The organism is Oscillibacter sp. 1-3, assembly GCF_000403435.2.
GTDB lineage: Bacteria > Bacillota > Clostridia > Oscillospirales > Oscillospiraceae > Oscillibacter.
Map to the genome: position 1 here is coordinate 384,576 of NZ_KE159709.1, position 15,652 is coordinate 400,227.

16 protein-coding genes and 1 pseudogene are annotated in these 15,652 nt (G+C 55.6%); 10 read left to right on the top strand and 7 right to left on the bottom strand.

All coding sequences use genetic code 11. From position 1 onward, the window contains the following. The 7 genes from C816_RS14440 to C816_RS14470 are packed head-to-tail and all read left to right on the top strand — an operon-like array spanning position 1 to position 6,157. Positions 1-735, top strand: coding sequence for a GntR family transcriptional regulator (locus C816_RS14440; protein ID WP_016323142.1), 735 nt, complete (start codon positions 1-3; stop codon positions 733-735). 6 nt (positions 736-741) lie between these two features. Continuing rightward, positions 742-1,644 carry a PfkB family carbohydrate kinase gene (locus tag C816_RS14445; protein ID WP_016323143.1) on the top strand — a complete coding sequence of 301 codons (903 nt, stop codon included), beginning with the start codon at positions 742-744 and terminating at the stop codon, positions 1,642-1,644. A gap of 29 nt (positions 1,645-1,673) precedes the next feature. Next, on the top strand, positions 1,674-2,579 hold the full coding sequence (locus tag C816_RS14450; RefSeq protein WP_016323144.1) for a transporter substrate-binding domain-containing protein: 906 nt from the start codon (positions 1,674-1,676) through the stop codon (positions 2,577-2,579). 36 nt (positions 2,580-2,615) lie between these two features. Beyond that, complete coding sequence (locus C816_RS14455; RefSeq protein WP_016323145.1) at positions 2,616-3,362, top strand: amino acid ABC transporter permease; 747 nt, start codon at positions 2,616-2,618, stop codon at positions 3,360-3,362. Between the two features lie 41 nt (positions 3,363-3,403). Continuing rightward, positions 3,404-4,141: an amino acid ABC transporter ATP-binding protein gene (locus C816_RS14460; RefSeq protein WP_040655828.1), complete on the top strand. Its 738-nt coding sequence runs from the start codon at positions 3,404-3,406 to the stop codon at positions 4,139-4,141. A gap of 12 nt (positions 4,142-4,153) precedes the next feature. After that, positions 4,154-5,161, top strand: coding sequence for an SIS domain-containing protein (locus C816_RS14465; RefSeq protein WP_016323147.1), 1,008 nt, complete (start codon positions 4,154-4,156; stop codon positions 5,159-5,161). Positions 5,162-5,182: 21 nt separating this feature from the next. Further along, complete coding sequence (locus C816_RS14470) at positions 5,183-6,157, top strand: SIS domain-containing protein (protein WP_155979026.1); 975 nt, start codon at positions 5,183-5,185, stop codon at positions 6,155-6,157. A gap of 256 nt (positions 6,158-6,413) precedes the next feature. Here C816_RS14470 and C816_RS14480 read toward each other — a convergent pair whose 3' ends face one another. The 3 genes from C816_RS14480 to C816_RS14490 form a co-directional block, all read right to left on the bottom strand. Further along, complete coding sequence (locus C816_RS14480; protein WP_371254391.1) at positions 6,414-6,842, bottom strand: magnesium transporter; 429 nt, start codon at positions 6,840-6,842, stop codon at positions 6,414-6,416. Positions 6,843-7,248: 406 nt separating this feature from the next. Further along, the gene (locus tag C816_RS14485) at positions 7,249-7,539 is read right to left on the bottom strand and encodes a transposase (RefSeq protein WP_256378423.1); all 291 of its coding nucleotides are present in this window, start codon (positions 7,537-7,539) and stop codon (positions 7,249-7,251) included. Then, positions 7,540-8,433 carry an IS110 family RNA-guided transposase gene (locus C816_RS14490; RefSeq protein ID WP_016323152.1) on the bottom strand — a complete coding sequence of 298 codons (894 nt, stop codon included), beginning with the start codon at positions 8,431-8,433 and terminating at the stop codon, positions 7,540-7,542. It lies immediately after the preceding gene. Between the two features lie 492 nt (positions 8,434-8,925). Between C816_RS14490 and C816_RS14495 the strand changes: the two genes are divergently transcribed. The 3 genes from C816_RS14495 (at position 8,926) to C816_RS14505 (ending at position 12,560) form a co-directional block, all read left to right on the top strand. Continuing rightward, complete coding sequence (locus C816_RS14495) at positions 8,926-9,348, top strand: hypothetical protein (RefSeq protein ID WP_016323153.1); 423 nt, start codon at positions 8,926-8,928, stop codon at positions 9,346-9,348. Beyond that, complete coding sequence (gene mobP3, locus C816_RS14500; protein WP_016323154.1) at positions 9,336-11,273, top strand: MobP3 family relaxase; 1,938 nt, start codon at positions 9,336-9,338, stop codon at positions 11,271-11,273. The genes C816_RS14495 and mobP3 overlap by 13 nt, the downstream gene beginning before the upstream one ends. Before the next feature lie 141 nt (positions 11,274-11,414). Next, entirely contained in the window at positions 11,415-12,560 is a 1,146-nt protein-coding gene (locus tag C816_RS14505; protein ID WP_016323155.1) for a tyrosine-type recombinase/integrase, read from the top strand. Positions 12,561-12,714: 154 nt separating this feature from the next. Here the strand turns inward: C816_RS14505 and C816_RS14510 are convergent, their stop codons facing one another. The 4 genes and pseudogenes from C816_RS14510 to C816_RS14525 all read right to left on the bottom strand — a co-directional run bounded on the left by C816_RS14510 (position 12,715) and on the right by C816_RS14525 (position 15,641). Then, on the bottom strand, positions 12,715-13,809 hold the full coding sequence (locus C816_RS14510) for a virulence RhuM family protein (RefSeq protein ID WP_016323156.1): 1,095 nt from the start codon (positions 13,807-13,809) through the stop codon (positions 12,715-12,717). Continuing rightward, entirely contained in the window at positions 13,806-14,285 is a 480-nt protein-coding gene (locus tag C816_RS24310; RefSeq protein ID WP_016323157.1) for a low molecular weight protein-tyrosine-phosphatase, read from the bottom strand. Before C816_RS24310 ends, C816_RS14510 begins: the two co-directional genes overlap by 4 nt. A gap of 94 nt (positions 14,286-14,379) precedes the next feature. Then, positions 14,380-14,766: pseudogene (locus tag C816_RS25705) on the bottom strand (DUF1016 N-terminal domain-containing protein); the annotation flags it as partial. 125 nt (positions 14,767-14,891) lie between these two features. Then, entirely contained in the window at positions 14,892-15,641 is a 750-nt protein-coding gene (locus C816_RS14525) for a metallophosphoesterase family protein (protein WP_016323158.1), read from the bottom strand. Between the last annotated feature and the right edge of the window lie 11 nt (positions 15,642-15,652).

Genomic DNA, 15,652 nt, shown 5'->3' on the forward strand with positions numbered 1-15,652 from the left:
ATGCTGGATGCGAACAACACCATACCCCTGTACTTACAGATGAAAGAACTGGTCAAAAAAGACATCCTTGACCGGGAATACAGCAGCGGTGAGCAGCTGCCCACGGAACCGGAGCTGTGCGAGAAATACGGCGTCAGCCGGATTACTGTCCGCAAGGCCGTGGAGGAGCTCTGCAAGGAGGGGTTCCTGGTAAAGAAGCAGGGAAAGGGGACTTTTGTCCGGCCGAAAAAGATCCAACGGAAGATTGAGCATCTGATGAGTTTTACGCAGGCCTGCCAAAACAACGGGATGGAACCCTCCACCAGCGTGCTGAAGCGGGAATTCGTGCAGCTGGAGCCGCGGCTGGCTGAGGAGTTCCACTTGCGGCCAAGACTTCCGATGATTATGATCCAGCGCCTGCGGAAGGCGGACGGGATACCGGTGATGCTGGAGAACAATTACTATCCGCGGGAGGATTTCACCTTTCTGATGGAGGAGAGCCTGGATGGATCCCTGTACCAGCTGCTGGAGGACAAGTACCATGTGATGATTGAGTCCTCCCGGGATTCCTACTTGGATGTGGTGAAGGCAGACGCAGAACAGGCCCGGGTACTGGAGCTTGGATGCGGCGAGCCGTTGTTCTGCATGACGGCCAAAATATTTGACAGCAGAGACCGGCTGGTCCATGTCGGTGTGGAGTATATCGTGTGCGAACGGTACCGGTTCGGGCTGGTAGATTATTATAAGACGAGGTGATGAAATATGGAGGCGAGAAGCAGACCGCGGGACCTGAAGGTGCTGGGGTTTGGCGACAATGTGGTGGATGTCTATGAGCACAGGAAGCGGATGTACCCCGGCGGGAACTGTGTGAATTTCGCGGTTTTCGCCAAGGCACACCAGGTGGAATGTGCCGCCTATATGGGCTACTTCGGCGACGACCCCGCGGGACGGTATGTGGAGGACGTGCTTCAAAGGCTGGGGATTGATCTGCGCTGCAGCCGGAGACTGGCGGGTGAGAATGGCTTCGCGAGGGTGACTGTCCGGGAGGGAGACCGGATATTCCTGGAATCGAATCACGGCGGTATCCGGGGAAAGGTCCCCTATCGATTGGGGGAGGAGGAACTTGCCTACATAAGCGGTTTTGACCTGGTACACTCGGGTAATTACAGCTTTACGGAGGCGATGCTGCCAAGGATTCAGGCCCTGGGGGTGCCGATTTCCTTTGACTTCTCCGACGATTCCAAGCCGGAGTACTACCGGAGGGTGGCCCCCTATATCACCTATGCCTTCTGCTCAAAGAGCGGCGGCGAGGACGAGGTGATGGACCACCTGCGCTGGATGAAGAGCCTGGGGCCGGAGCTGGTGATGGCCTCCCGGGGTGAAAAGGGCTCCATCCTCTACGACGGGGAACATTTCTACCGGCAGGAATCCGAGCCCCTCACGGAAGTCGTGGATACCATGGGGGCGGGGGATTCGCTGATTACCTCGTTTTTGGTGCATTATCTGGATCAGCGGAAACAGGGCCGGGATACGGACGGCGCAATTCGTGAGAGCCTGCGGAGAGCGTCGGAATTCGCGGCCGCCACCTGCGGCACAGAGGGTTCTTTCGGGTATGGAATAGAATACAGGAGAAATTTTTTTGAATCAAAATATGACGTTATATAACGTTATAAAAATTGTAAGGAGGAACGGACATGAAAAAGAGAATGGTATTGGGAGTGATGGCAGCCGTATTGCTTCTGGGACTGCTGACGGGCTGCGGAGGGAAGAGCGGAAGTGCCGGCGGTTCTTCTTCTGACCAGCAGGGCGCATCGGAGAGCGGCGGCGAGACCGGCGGTTCCGAGGTGTTCCAGACCAAGGTGTTCCGCGTGGGTATGGAGTGCAGCTACTCCCCCTTCAACTGGACCCAGAGCGACGACTCCAACGGGGCGGTTCCCATTGAGGGGACTTCCGACTATGCCTATGGATACGACGTGGAGATGGCAAAGCGCATTTGCGAAAAGAACGGCTGGGAGCTGCAGATCTACAAGATCGACTGGGACGGTCTGGTGCTGGCGCTGAATTCCAACAAGATTGACGCCATCATCGCCGGTATGGGTGTGACGGAGGACCGGAAAAAGAGTGTCGATTTCTCCGACTACTACTGGACCTCCGACACCTGTATGATAGTCCGGGGCGACAGCGAGCTGGCCAGTGCCACCTCCCTGGAGGACTTCCGCGGCTGCAAGGTAACCAGTCAGCTGAACTCCATGTGGATGGCCCTGATCAGCCAGATTCCGGATGTGGATGAACAGCCGGGCCTGGGCGGCAACTCGGAAATTCTGGTGGCGGTCCGCTCCGGCAAGCTGGACGGCACCATTCTGGGTGAGACGGAGGCCTATTCCGCCATCCTGGCCAACCCCGATCTGGCGATGGTGAAGTTCGAGAAGGGCAAGGGCTTTGACGTGAGCGAGCAGGAGTCCTCCGCGGCGGCGGCCATCCGCAAGGGGGAGACGGATCTGGCGGAGGCCATCAACGCGGCCCTGGCGGAGACGGCTCCTGAGGATCGCTCCGAGTTGATGGAGCATATGCTGGAGATTCAGCCGATGGTGTCGGAGTAAACCCAGCTGAGGGAAGACGGAAGGGGGTAAGCGTCCGTGAATTTACCGACCAGTTTTTTGGGGTGGGTCAGTCTCATCTGGGAGAATTACAGCGGAATGTTCCTCTATGGAACGCAGATCACACTGGTGATTGCCATAACCGGCACGATACTGGGAAGCCTGATTGGCTTTGTTGTGGGAATTGTCCAGGGGATTCCCGTGGAGTCCGGCAGCAGCATGCTGCGGAAGGTCGTTGTAAAGCTTCTGAATATCATCGTCAACATCTATGTGGAGATTTTCCGGGGGACCCCTATGATGGTCCAGGCTGTTGTGGTGTTTTACGGCAGTATGCAGGTATTTGATCTGGATATGCCGCCGCTGGCAGCCGGTATCCTGGTGTTGAGCCTCAACACCGGCGCCTACTTTGCGGAGTCCGTTCGGGGAGCTATTACCGGTATCGATCCGGGGCAGACAGAGGGGGCCAAGGCCATCGGCATGACGCATTTTCAAACCATGCTGTATGTGATTATCCCCCAGGCGTTCCGCACCCTGATTCCCCAGATTGGCAACGCCTTCGTTTCCGCCATCAAGGACACCTCCGTACTGAATGTCATCACGGTGTCGGAGCTGTACTTCGCGGGACGTACCGCCTGCGGCGTCTATTTCCGGTACTTCGAGACCTATTTCATCATCGCGCTGATTTACCTGATCCTGACTTTTGTGATGTCCAGACTGCTGAAGTTCCTGGAGCGCAAGATGGATGGATCGCGCAATTATGAGCTGCTGGAAGAGGGAGAGGTGTGAGTATGTCCGCAGAGCTGGAAAAAAACGAGTCTGCGCAGGAGATGACGGAAACCCTGCGGGTGGAGCATCTGGGAAAATCCTTCGGAAGTCACGAGGTGCTCAAGGATATTGACTTTCGGGTAAACAAGGGGGAGGTCATCAGCATTATCGGCGCTTCCGGCTCCGGAAAGTCCACGCTGCTCCGGTGCATCAACATGCTGGAAGAGCCCTCCGCCGGAAAGATCTATTACCGCGGTGAGCCGCTTCAGAACACGCCGAAAAAGGTCAGCAGCTACCGGGCAAAGGTGGGCATGGTGTTCCAGTCCTTCAACCTGTTCGCCAATATGACCGCGCTGAAAAACTGCATGATCGGCGTGGAGAAGGTGAAGAAGCAGAGCGCCCAGGAGGCCGAGGAGCTGGCGCTGAAATACCTGAAAAAAGTGGGAATGGGCGCCTATGTCAAGGCGCGGCCCCATCAGCTCTCCGGCGGCCAGCGGCAGCGCGTGGCCATTGCCAGGGCCCTGGCGATGAAACCGGACATCCTGCTGTTTGACGAGCCCACCAGCGCCTTGGACCCCGAGATGGTGGGAGAGGTGCTGGAGGTCATCAAGCAGCTGGCCAGGGAGGGGCTCACCATGGTGATCGTAACCCATGAGATGGCCTTCGCCAAAGAGGTCACCAGCCGGGTGGTCTTTATGGATAAGGGTGTAATCGAGGAAGAGGGAACTCCGGATGTGATCTTCGAGCATCCCAAGAGCGAGCGGACAAAGGAGTTTTTAGGGCGCTTTATGAATCGATAGAAGGAGACAGCGATGTTAAAGTTCGACTATGCGGAATACGCAGCCAGCGAAGAGGCGGTGACAGCGGCCCGTCCGGCCGCCGAGCGGACCGCGAAAGCGATCTGGGAAAAGGGTTTCTCCAACATTTTTCTGACGGCGGTGGGCGGCAGTCTGAGCCCGATGATGGCCGTGGGTGAGATCGCGAAGCAGGTGACGGACCTTCCGGTTTATGTGGAACAGGCGGCGGAACTCCTGGCGAGGGGCCATAAAATGCTGGGGAAGAACTCGGTCGTCATCACCATGTCCAAATCGGGGGATACCAAGGAGACGGTCGCCATTGCAAAGAGCTGCAAAGAGCGCGGGATTCCGGTGATCGCCTTGACCAAGGACCCGTGCTCTCCCCTGGGCGCGGAGGCGGACTACTACATCCCAATGCGCCACACCAATGGGGTGGAGTATGAATACATTTTACTGTACTGGCTGTTTTTCAGTCTGCTGTACTACCGGGGAGACTTTCCGGATTATCCGGTTTTCGCGCGGCGCCTCGAGGAGCTTCCCAAAAAACTTCTGGCCGCGAAAGAGGCCTTTGAGGAAAGAGCCGACACGATCGCGAAGGCTTGCCACCAGGAGCCCTATATGCTCTGGGTGGGCGGTGGAGAGCTGTGGGGGGAGACCTATCTGTTCTCCATGTGTATTCTGGAGGAAATGCAGTGGAAGCGGACAAAGTCTGTCACCAGCGCCGAGCTGTTCCACGGCACCCTGGAACTGGTGGAGGAGGACACCTGTGTGTTCCTCATCAAAGGGGCCGGAGCGTGCCGCGCGCTGGATGAGCGCGCGAACCGCTTCCTGGAGCGGTACACCAGGAAGCTGACGGTTATTGACCCGCTGGAGTATATGGCGGAAGAGGCGGCGGCTTTCCGCTGGCTGCTGGCCCCCCTGTATGTGTCCACACTCCTGGTAGACAGGCTGGCGGCGCATATGGAGAAATATACCGGACACGATCTGGATTTTCGGCGTTACTATCGGCAATTCGAATATTGAGATTTGATTTTCGGGAGGTATATGATGAATCCGGGAGAGATGATCAAGGATATTTTGGCGAAGAGGGATTCCATTCAGAATGTTTTTTTCGTGGCCTGCGGCGGGTCGCTGGTGGAATTCTATCCCCCCAAGTATTTTATGGACGCGGAATCCAAGCACTGCGGCGCGTTTCTTTACAGCGGCAAGGAATTTGTCTGTGCCGCCCCCGCGTCTCTGGGAGAGAATTCCCTGGTGCTGCTCTGTTCCCACAGCGGAAAAACACCGGAGGTCCTGGAGGCGGCCGGGCTGGCGAAGGAGCGGGGAGCGGTGGTCATCACCTACGCGGGTGTGGCCGGCACGCCGGTGAACCAGGCAGGAGACTATCATATTGTCTATGGAGACCGCACGGAAGAGGGGAGCCACTATGGCGATTCACCTGTCCTCCTGTCCCTGCGGCTGATGGCGGAGCTCCTTGCCGTTACGGAGGATTATCCGTATCTCGACAAAGTGATGGATGGGATTTCCAAAATCGACACAGTGATTTATAACGCCATGGACCAGGTCTCCGAGCGGGCCAAGATTTGGGGAAAGGCCTGCGAGAGGGAAAATATGATGTATATTCTGGGCAGCGGTCCGGCCTTCGGCAATGTCTATGGCTTTGCCATCTGCTCCATGATGGAGATGCAGTGGCAGCATGCGGCCTACATTCACTCGGCGGAGTACTTCCACGGTCCTTTCGAGGTAACGGACAAGAACACGGCCTATGTGGTGCTGGAGAGCAACGGTCCCGCCCGGTGCATGGATGAGAGAGCCATCCGTTTCCTGAAGCGGTATGGCGCCAAGTACGAGGTCGTGGATGCGAAGGAACTGGGAGCGGACATCATTGACGAAAAGGTGGTGGATTACTTCACGCCGCTGATGTTCTACAAGGTGATGTGCGTCTACCGGGAGGAGCTGGCGAAACTGAGGAATCATCCGTTGTCCACCAGACGGTATATGGGAAAAGTGGCATATTGAGAGACGGCCGGACAGGAATCGTTTCTAATGGACCACAGGTCCCCGGGAAAACAGAGGCGGCAGGGCATTTGCCCTGCCGCCTCTGTTTTCCCGGTATGTCCGGCTGGATCTGCCCCGGACTTCCGGTCCGCAGCCTGTCTGAGGGATCACGGCAGGCGTTTTCCGCTCTATTTGATGTTGATCCTGACAAGCTTTCGCTTAACCCCGCAGGAAAATTTCCTGTTCTGGATCAAGATATGGGTCGAATAAAACCCTGTTAAAAATGCAGCAGACGAATTAGGAATATCCACACCAGACCATAGAAGGAGACGACGGCAATCAGATCGTTGATCGCCGTAATCAGCGGCCCGGAGGCGACGGCGGGGTCGACCTTCAGCTGCTTAAAGATTATCGGAACGACGGTTCCTGACAGACTGGAGAGGAGGATGGAGAGCAGCAGCGCAAGCCCCGTGCAGAGGGACACGGAGAAGGAAAACAGGGGAGGCTGTTCCTTGAAAATCACCATGTAGGCCCCTACGAATATGGTGGACAGGAGACCGAGAATACAGCCGTTGACCAGCCCTACCCGGACTTCTTTCCAGATCAGGAACCGTTTTTGCCTTCCGCTGATCTGCTCGTCCATCAGCACCCGGATGGTCACGGCAAGGGACTGCGTGCCCACATTGCCGGACATATCCAGAATCAGAGATTGAAAGCTGGCGCTGGATCAGTTCTACGAACAGCAACTGGCGCGGATGGATGTGGCAACTGAGCGTCAGCGAGTCGCAAAGTCACTCGCACTCCGCAGCAACAGTGCTCACTCAGCGTGACAACCTGTGCGCCGCTGTGTGGCCTCGATGGTGTCCGGAGGGTAACAAGCCGCCGCTCACCGCAGACGCAGCCGTGGCAAAAGCGTGTGGCCGGTGTGCGCCATCCAGCGAATTCAGCACAGCCGAAAGTGGCAGGTGAACCGGGGGGTCGAAAAAAGTGCAGCCGGCTAAGGCTTTGTCAAACATAAAAATTCGGAAAGAGTTGAATAGGGCAGAGAGAAAAACGAGCACAGGAAACCAGGCCCACCTTAGTGGGCGGTCAGAAAATATGCCGTTCTCCGGTTACGCAGCGGGCAGGACAGGCTCGTAAATTTTGTTGTCCCGCATGACCGCAAAAATAACAGATGTCATTTTCTTGGACACGTGGCCAATGATGTTCATATAGCGCAGTCCCTCTGCGGACTTCTTTTCGTAATAGGCCTTGAACATCGGATCGAACTGCACCGCAATGGCGCCGGCCATCCAGATGGCCCTGCGCAGATATGGCGAGCCGCGCTTGGACATATGCACGGCGCTGGATTTCATATCCCCGGACTGCTTCACCTTCGGATTCAGTCCCGCGTAGGCCGCCAGCTAATCCGCTGAAGCAAAGCAGGAGATGTCCCGGATCTCGCTGAGAATGACGGCGCCCAGCACGGGGCCGACGCCAGTGATAGAGGTAAGCGTAGAATCAAATTGAGAGAAGAGCGACGCGATCCTTTTCTCCAATGCGGCCGCCGCGTTTTGAAGGGACTGGAGTTGGTCCAGATACATCAGGAGCAGCGCGGAGTAAGCGCCCTCGCAGTCCGGAATGCCGAAGCTGTCCCCGGCAAGCTCCTTGAGCTGTCTGGCTTTCCACTCCCCGAAACGACCGTTGCTTGTGGTCTGGAGTACCTCAGTCAACTTCCCGGTCTGCGCCCTGGACAGCTTCTCCGGTGTAGGATACTGACGTAAAACGGCGAGGGCCGTTTTCCCGAAGATCGAGCTGAACTGGCTTTCGAACTCGGGGAATACCTGGTCCAGAAGAGCGGTGATTTTCCGTTTGAGATCGCTGCCCATGTCGATAAGGTAAAAGCGGTTTCTGCACAGCTCCCGCAACGCCAGCAGTTTCTCCTGCGGCACGCTGCTGGTCTTGTACCGGCCAAACCGAATGGTCTCCGCGATGACCAGGGTGTCGATCTCGTCCGTCTTATTTTCCTCCATCAGCATCTCCCGCATGGCATCCGTCTGGATGGGATTGAGTACCACCACCTGGTATCCCTCTTTCCGCAGACGGGTATAGAGGGCCAGCCAATAGTGGGCCGTGGATTCCATGGCGAAGAGGAAATCGCTCTTGCGGTTTGTGAGTTTCCGCAGCCGCTCCAGCAGCGCGTTGCAGCCTGAGCAGCTGTTGCGGATGGAGAAGGGTTTGCACACGGTCCGCCCCTCCGAGTCGATGACACGGACCATGTGGCTACGCTTGGCAATGTCGATTCCTACGATAAACATGGCAAACACCATCCTGCTGAAATTTGCAGACAGTCCTCGCGCTCTTATGAGTCACATCCTGCTTCGAGATGAGCGGAGAGCTGCCGCTCCCGCATCCGGCTCAACAATGAACCCTCATAAGATAGAGGTCCCATGCTGCACAAGCAGACTAACGCCGCAGGGATAAAAGAAGGGAACCTCTGTCTGCGGGGAAAGTATATCACCGCCGTACCCGGCGAGGATACCGAAACTGTTGGATCAGCCGGTGTATAACTGGTGGCTATTCTTCCGCTGAACCCACCGGTCGAAATTATAGCAGGAGAAAGCCCTGGCGCTTTCCGTGCGCCAGGGCGGGACTTCTGCCCGCAGTGCGGGCAGTTGCGGAGACGAAAGCTGACGCTTTTTTGACGGGGGAACAGAGCGATTGACGCTGATATTTTCAGGAGCACGTTTCTGCCCTACTGTTGACTGCTTCCGCATGACGCTAATTCAAAATAAGGAGGAGATTTCGGTATGAACGGAGAAAAAACACGGCACACTGTCTGGCTCACCTCGGGCGCATGGAGTCAGGTGGAAGATAGCTATACAAAGGACAACTGCACCACGAAAAATGAGTACATCGAAAAGGCGATTCGGTTCTACACTGGCTACCTGAATACGCAAAATGCCGCCAGCTATCTCCCGCGCGTCCTTGCGGATGTGCTAGAGGGCAAGCTGGGCGCTTTGGGTACTCGAATCGGCAAGCTGCTGTTCAAGCTGGCCGTGGAGCAGGATATGATCGCAAATATCACGGCGGCGGTGAATGAGGTCCACCTGGATGACGTGGAACGTCTGAGAGCGCGGTGCATCAGGGAGATACGGCAAACCAATGGTGTGATTGATCTTGAGGATGCGATCAGGTATCAGAATGGCGGGAGTGAACAATGGTCAGGCTGATTCAAAAGAGCGGTTATATCAAGGCCGGCGGCGCCTCCGGGTATATGAAGTACATCGCCACACGCGAACGGGTAGAGAAGCTGGAAGGAAGTAGCCCGGTGACGAAGGGTCAGCGGCAGCTCATCGAAAATCTGCTCCGGGATTTTCCAGACACCGCTGAGCTGGAAGAGTACAATGACTATCGTTCAGCACCGACCACTGGCAGCGCCTCCTCGTTAATCTCCGCGGTGCTGGACGCTAACGCGCACAAGCTCACGGACAGAGATGGCTATATGAAGTACATCGCAACCCGGCCTCGAGTGGAGCGTCATGGTGAACACGGCCTGTTCAGCAATCGACCAGTGTCACTGGACGCTGCTCTCAAGGAAGTTCAAGAGCACAGCGGAAACGTGTGGACGTTTATCTGGTCCCTGCGGCGGGAGGACGCGACCCGCCTTGGCTATGACTGTGCGGAGAGTTGGAGAAAACTGATCAAAGCTCATCAAGTCGAGCTAGCGGAGGCCATGAAGATTCCGCTGGACCAGCTCCGCTGGTGCGCTGCGTTCCACGACGAAGGCCACCACCCTCATGTCCACGCCATGGTCTGGTCTGTCGATCCAAGTCAGGGCCGCTTGACCAAAGAGGGTGTCAAGATGATCCGTTCCAGACTCACGAATGATATTTTCCAGGATGAGATGTACACACTCTATCAGGAGAAGGACATCTCCTACAAGAACCTGGTCGCCGCAGCTCGTCGGTCTATGAGAGAGTTGATAGAGAAGATGCAAACAGGCTTCTGCGACAGCCCTGTGATCGAAATGAAGATGCTGGAGTTGGCGCAGTCTCTGGAAGCTGCCAAGGGCAAAAAGGTCTACGGCTATTTGAAAAAGTCCGTCAAGGCTCAGGTGGACGCTGTCGTGGATGAGATAGCAAAACTCCCGGAGGTAGCGGAGTGCTATGAGGTCTGGAACGGTCTGCGTGATGAACTGGAGAACTACTACAAGGACACGCCTCGCCGGCGGCTGCCGCTCTCACAGCAGGAAGAGTTCCGCGCGATCAAGAATCTGGTAATCCAGGAGGCAGAGAATCTACGATTGGGCATGTTCACCTTTGAGGATGCGGAGATAAACGATGAGCCGGAAGCGGTTTTTGAAGTTCTGCCGCGAGGCGCTGAATACGGCGAAGTGCTGAAATACCGCCAAGCGGCAGCACTGCTCTGCGATGACAATGTCACGTGGGCGGAAAAAAGAGAAGCGGTAAAAACGTTGGAGCAGTTGTGGGACAAGGGCGTTGCCACGACCGCATATCACTTGGGCAAGGCGTACCGGGATGGCCTTGGCGTGCTACCAGATGATGAAAAGGCGGAGAAATGGTTCCGACGCTCTGCCGCGATAGGGGGCGTACAGTCACAGTACGCTCTGGGAAGGTTTCTCCAGAGACAAGGACGAATGGGTGAAGCAGTCTCGTGGTATGAGCGTGCCTGTGAGTTTGGAAACCAGTACGCTCAATACCGCCTCGGGAAGATGTGTCTTCTGGGCGATGGGGTTCCAAAAGATATTGAAAGGGCGGTTCGGCTGCTAAGCACCTCCGCCAGTCAGGGAAATCAATACGCTCAGTATGTCCTCGGCAAGCTATACCTCCAGGGGAAAGAAGTAGGACAAGATCAAGGCACAGCGGAATACTGGCTGACGCAGTCTGCCGCTCAAGGCAACAGCTATGCACAGTTCCTCCTGGACCATCGGCAGCGTGATCCGTCTGTTCTCCTCTGTACTTTGGGGCTCCTCCGTCACGTCAGCAATATTTTTTGGGAAACGCTTCCACCGCCCAACCCGTCGGGTAGTCATGTAGAGAGCAAACTCATGCGGAGAATCCGTGAGAAGAAAATCGCCATGGGTCACAAGGTAGATGATCACGAGGAGTACCAAGGTCCGTCGATGTCTATGTGACTGTTCAAAAATTGCATCGCTATAAACAAAGAGAAGTTCCAAACCAGCAAATGTGAATTTTTTGATAATACCGCATGTAGCGGCTGGATATTTCTGCAAGGTGCTGGTATGGTGTGTTGCTGACAAAGGAGGCGATACGTTATGTCGAAAAGGCGTGCCAATGGAGAAGGAAGTATCCGCAAGCGAAAGGATGGCCGCTGGGAGGGACGCTACACTGCGGGCCGTGATCCGGTGACCGGAAGGACGATCTACAAAAATGTCTTGGGAAAGACCCAGGCGGAAGTCAAGGCAAAACTCAAGTCGGCAATTGAGAAGAGCGGCGTCCAGTCCCTGCGGACAGAGCGCTACACTGTAGGCCAGTGGCTGGACACCTGGATGGAGAACTATGCCAAGCTGCAAGTTCGCCCCTCGTCCCACAAGACCTACCAGGGTTTTATTGAAAACCACATCAAGCCTGCCCTCGGGGATATTCCTCTGGAAAAGCTGACGGCGATGAACCTCCAGAGGTTATACAAACACCTGCTGGAGAACGGCAGGGTGGAATGCACGGAGTCCCGCAGCAAGCCCAAGGGCCTCAGCGTCAAGACGGTACGCAACATCAACCAGATGATCTCCTCCGCCCTGAACTGCGCCGTAGAACAATACCTGATCCCCGCTAATCCTACGAAAGGCTGTGTCCTGCCAAAGCTGGAGAGGAAGGAAATGAAAATCCTGCCGCTGGAGAGTCTGGGCGCCTTCTTCGAGGAGGCACGGCGCAGCGGTGTATTTGAGCTGTACTACATCGACCTCGCAACTGGCCTCAGGCGGGGAGAACTGCTGGGGTTGAAATGGAGCGACATTGATCTGGACAAGGGCATCATCCATGTCCGGCGGCAGATCCTCCGTCAAAACGGAAAAGTGATAGAAGCGCCCTTGAAGACAAAAAACTCCTACCGTAGCATAGCGATAGGAGCGGACGCCATCAAAGTCCTCAAGGGCATGGAGCAGAAAGACGAGTACGTATTCCCCTCTCCATACGGAGGCCCGATGTCCCCGGACAGCGTTCTGCACATGCTCCAAAGGGTTCTGAAACGGGCAGGACTGGAGCGGATACGCTTCCACGACCTTCGTCACACATTTTCGGTGCTGGCCCTGCAAAACGGAGTAGATGTCAAAACCCTCTCCGCCATGCTGGGCCACTACTCGGCGGGCTTCACCCTGGACACCTACGCCCACGTCACCACCTCCATGCAGAAGCGGGCGGCGAACGCAGTGGGGAATTTCCTCTCCGGTACTCTCCAGCCCTAACCGCTCCGAATTCCCGTATGGGTCACGGCTTGGGTCAGATGGGCACCGTAAAATCAAACCGCCCCTAAAAGCATAGAAAACAAGACCAAAACCACGGAAATTCAACGAATTTCCGTGGTTTTGGACTAAGGCGACAAAATCGATTTTTCATATTTCAAAGCAATGTCATCCCTTGACCGGATTGCCCATCCTCATCGGAGGCCGCACCTTGTTCCATAGCAAGAAAGCGGTCGTAGTCGCTCTCATATAATCTGTCCTGAATGATCCGATACTTCTCAAATTCACTTTCGGCATGAGCTTTTGCAATCTCGGCAGTGATTGTTCCAGCATTCGTCAGGATTTCCCGGTCATCGGCCATCAGGAAAATGTCCAGCCGCTTTGCCCAATCCTCCATTGTCATGGGAATACGCCGCCGCGCCCGGTCTTCTGCCAGATCAAGATAGGCGGACACGATACGTTCCAATGAATACAATTCATCCTCTGTCAGATAGTTTTTGGCAATAGATACATCGCTTTTCATAATCTTGCCAAGAGGCGCTTCTTTCCAGGAGGTCAGACCCATATGCGGCTGGTCCGCATCAGCCCGATAGTATATCACTTCAGCGGCGGTATGTCCATGAACAGCAAAATGCATCTTATTCTGGACTTTTGCGAAAAAATCCTTAGTCGTTTTTGCCGTTCTGTCATAGTCAAGAGCTGTGGCATAGATGTCTGTGATTTTCTGATAGAATTTCCGCTCAGACAGCCGTATCTCCCGGATTTTTTCCAGCTGTTCCTCAAAATATTTCTCTGTCAGAACGGTACCGCCATTTTTCAGCCGTTCCTCGTCCATGACCCAGCCTTTAATCGTGTAGTCCTTCACAATGGCGTTGGCCCATTTGCGAAACTGAACAGCACGTTCATTGTTCACTTTGAAGCCCACGGCAATAATCATTTGCAAATTATAGTGATTTACCTCGCGGCTGATCTGACGGCTCCCCTCAGATTGAACTATCCGAAATTTTCGGATAGTTGACCTCTCCTCTAACTCGGAATCCTTGAACACCTTGCCGATGTGGTAATTGATGGTTCGTACATCTACATTGTACAGCTCCGCCATCATCTTTTGTGTAAGCCAGATATTTTCATCCTCGTAACGCATTTCGATGCTTTCTGCGCTATCGCCTGTGGACGCTACAAAAGTAAGATATTCAGCGGCACTGGAGCGAATTGTGATGTTATCTTTCTGTTTTTTTATCCGCTCGCTCATTTTACGATCTCCCCGCTCTGATCCCGGCTTATGAGCCAACCCAGCAACCGGCTGCACCCAACTGACACATCCTGCCAGGTAGTTTCGAAGTCACCCGTATACCAAGGATCGGCTACATCGCCGGGGCAGTCGGTAAACTCCATCAGCAGATGCAGCTTGCCATCGAAATCGCCACCGCAGATGCGGTGCATATTTCGCAGATTGGCCCGATCCATTCCAATCAGGAGGTCGTACCGCTCGTAGTCCTCGTTCCTCAACTGGCGGGCTGTTTTGCCAGCGCAGTCGATACCATGCTCGGCCAGCTTGCGGCGGGCCGGAGGGTAGACTGGGTTGCCGATCTCCTCGGTGCTGGTGGCTGCGGACTCGATGAGGAATTCCGACTCCAGCCCCGCTTTCTTTACCAGGTCTTTCATCACGAACTCGGCCATTGGGCTGCGGCAGATGTTTCCATGGCACACAAACAGGATCTTTGTCATTGGCTATACACTCCATGCTGGCGGTGTTTTCTTCAGTATAGCACACTTCATCCGCAAAGTCGAGGACGATTTCCAGATGAGCATGATCCACGATTCTCTGCTGGAGTTCCAGCTTCGACCAGCCAAACTGTCCAGCGGCCCGGATATACCACGCCCGCTCTTGGATGGACAATTCCGCCTCCAGGATGACCACATTCTGTGTCCAGCCGATGGTCATGGCCTCACCCAGCACTTCCGGTGCGCTCTCATAGGCGCGGTAGAACTCCCGCATCCGACGCAGGTTCCGGGGGGAGAAGCCGGAGGCGTCAGGGTATGCGCTGCACAGATACTCCGCAGCGGCGACAGCGGCGCCTTTCTCCGGCCTGCCGCTGACCAGCCGGCCAATCTCACAGTACAGTTCCATCTGTGGCAGGTTTGCCGCCATCAGGGTGTCCAGCGCCGCGAACATGGCGCTGTAGTCGACAGGCTTTCTGACGTTCATTCAGCTTCTCCTTTCCGGCGCGGGTGCGCCTGTTTTTTATCCTCTGTTATTTGAAATCGCCAACGAGCAAGCCCTCGGTCATCCGAGGGCTTGCTCCTTAGCGGTATCGGGCGGTGATGCCGCTGTTATTCCCGTTGCAACTCCACCATCTGTTTCCATTGGATGATGAAGCGGTCATCCACCACGCAGTTCCGGTGGTAATGGCCCAGGAACCAGTAATCGAATTGGCACCGCCGCTTGACCATCTGGAGGAAGTCCGTCAGCCGGTCCGGGGTGTAGTTTCGATCCAGCTTCTGCTGGATGCTGGTGGGGGCGCAGTGGGTCAGGACGCAGTTCACCCTCCAGGTGACCCTTTCCAGGTTCCTGACGGCCTCCTCATATTCCTCCACTGAGGGCAGCTCCTCGGGCCACCAGGAGACTCCCTTCACCCGGAACATCTGCCGTGTCCGGCGCTTGAACCAGTATTCCCGCTCAAAATCGGGGGACGCCGGATCAAGGATGCCGTCCTGGATGTCGTGGGAGGCAGCGCCGCCCATGGTGAAGAAGGATGTGCCATCAATCTCGAAGACCTGCCCACGCATCAGGTGGAGCACATGGGGCCGGACGTAGTGGACTTTCCCTCCCTGCCACTGGTGGACGGGAAGCTCACCGAGCCTATCGAAGTTTTCGTGGTTCCCGTCCACAAAGAGGGTGGTAAACGGCTTTTCCTCCAGCCAGTTGAGCCAGTATGCCTCCCTGGGGGAATCGTCCCACACGCCCCCGAAATCTCCTGTGATGACTGCATAGTCGCTGTGGCCCATCTGCTTCTGCTGTGGAAAAATTTTGGTGTTAAACCGTTGGAAGCCGCCGTGGGTGTCGCCGGTGATATAGATCATGCTGTCTCCCT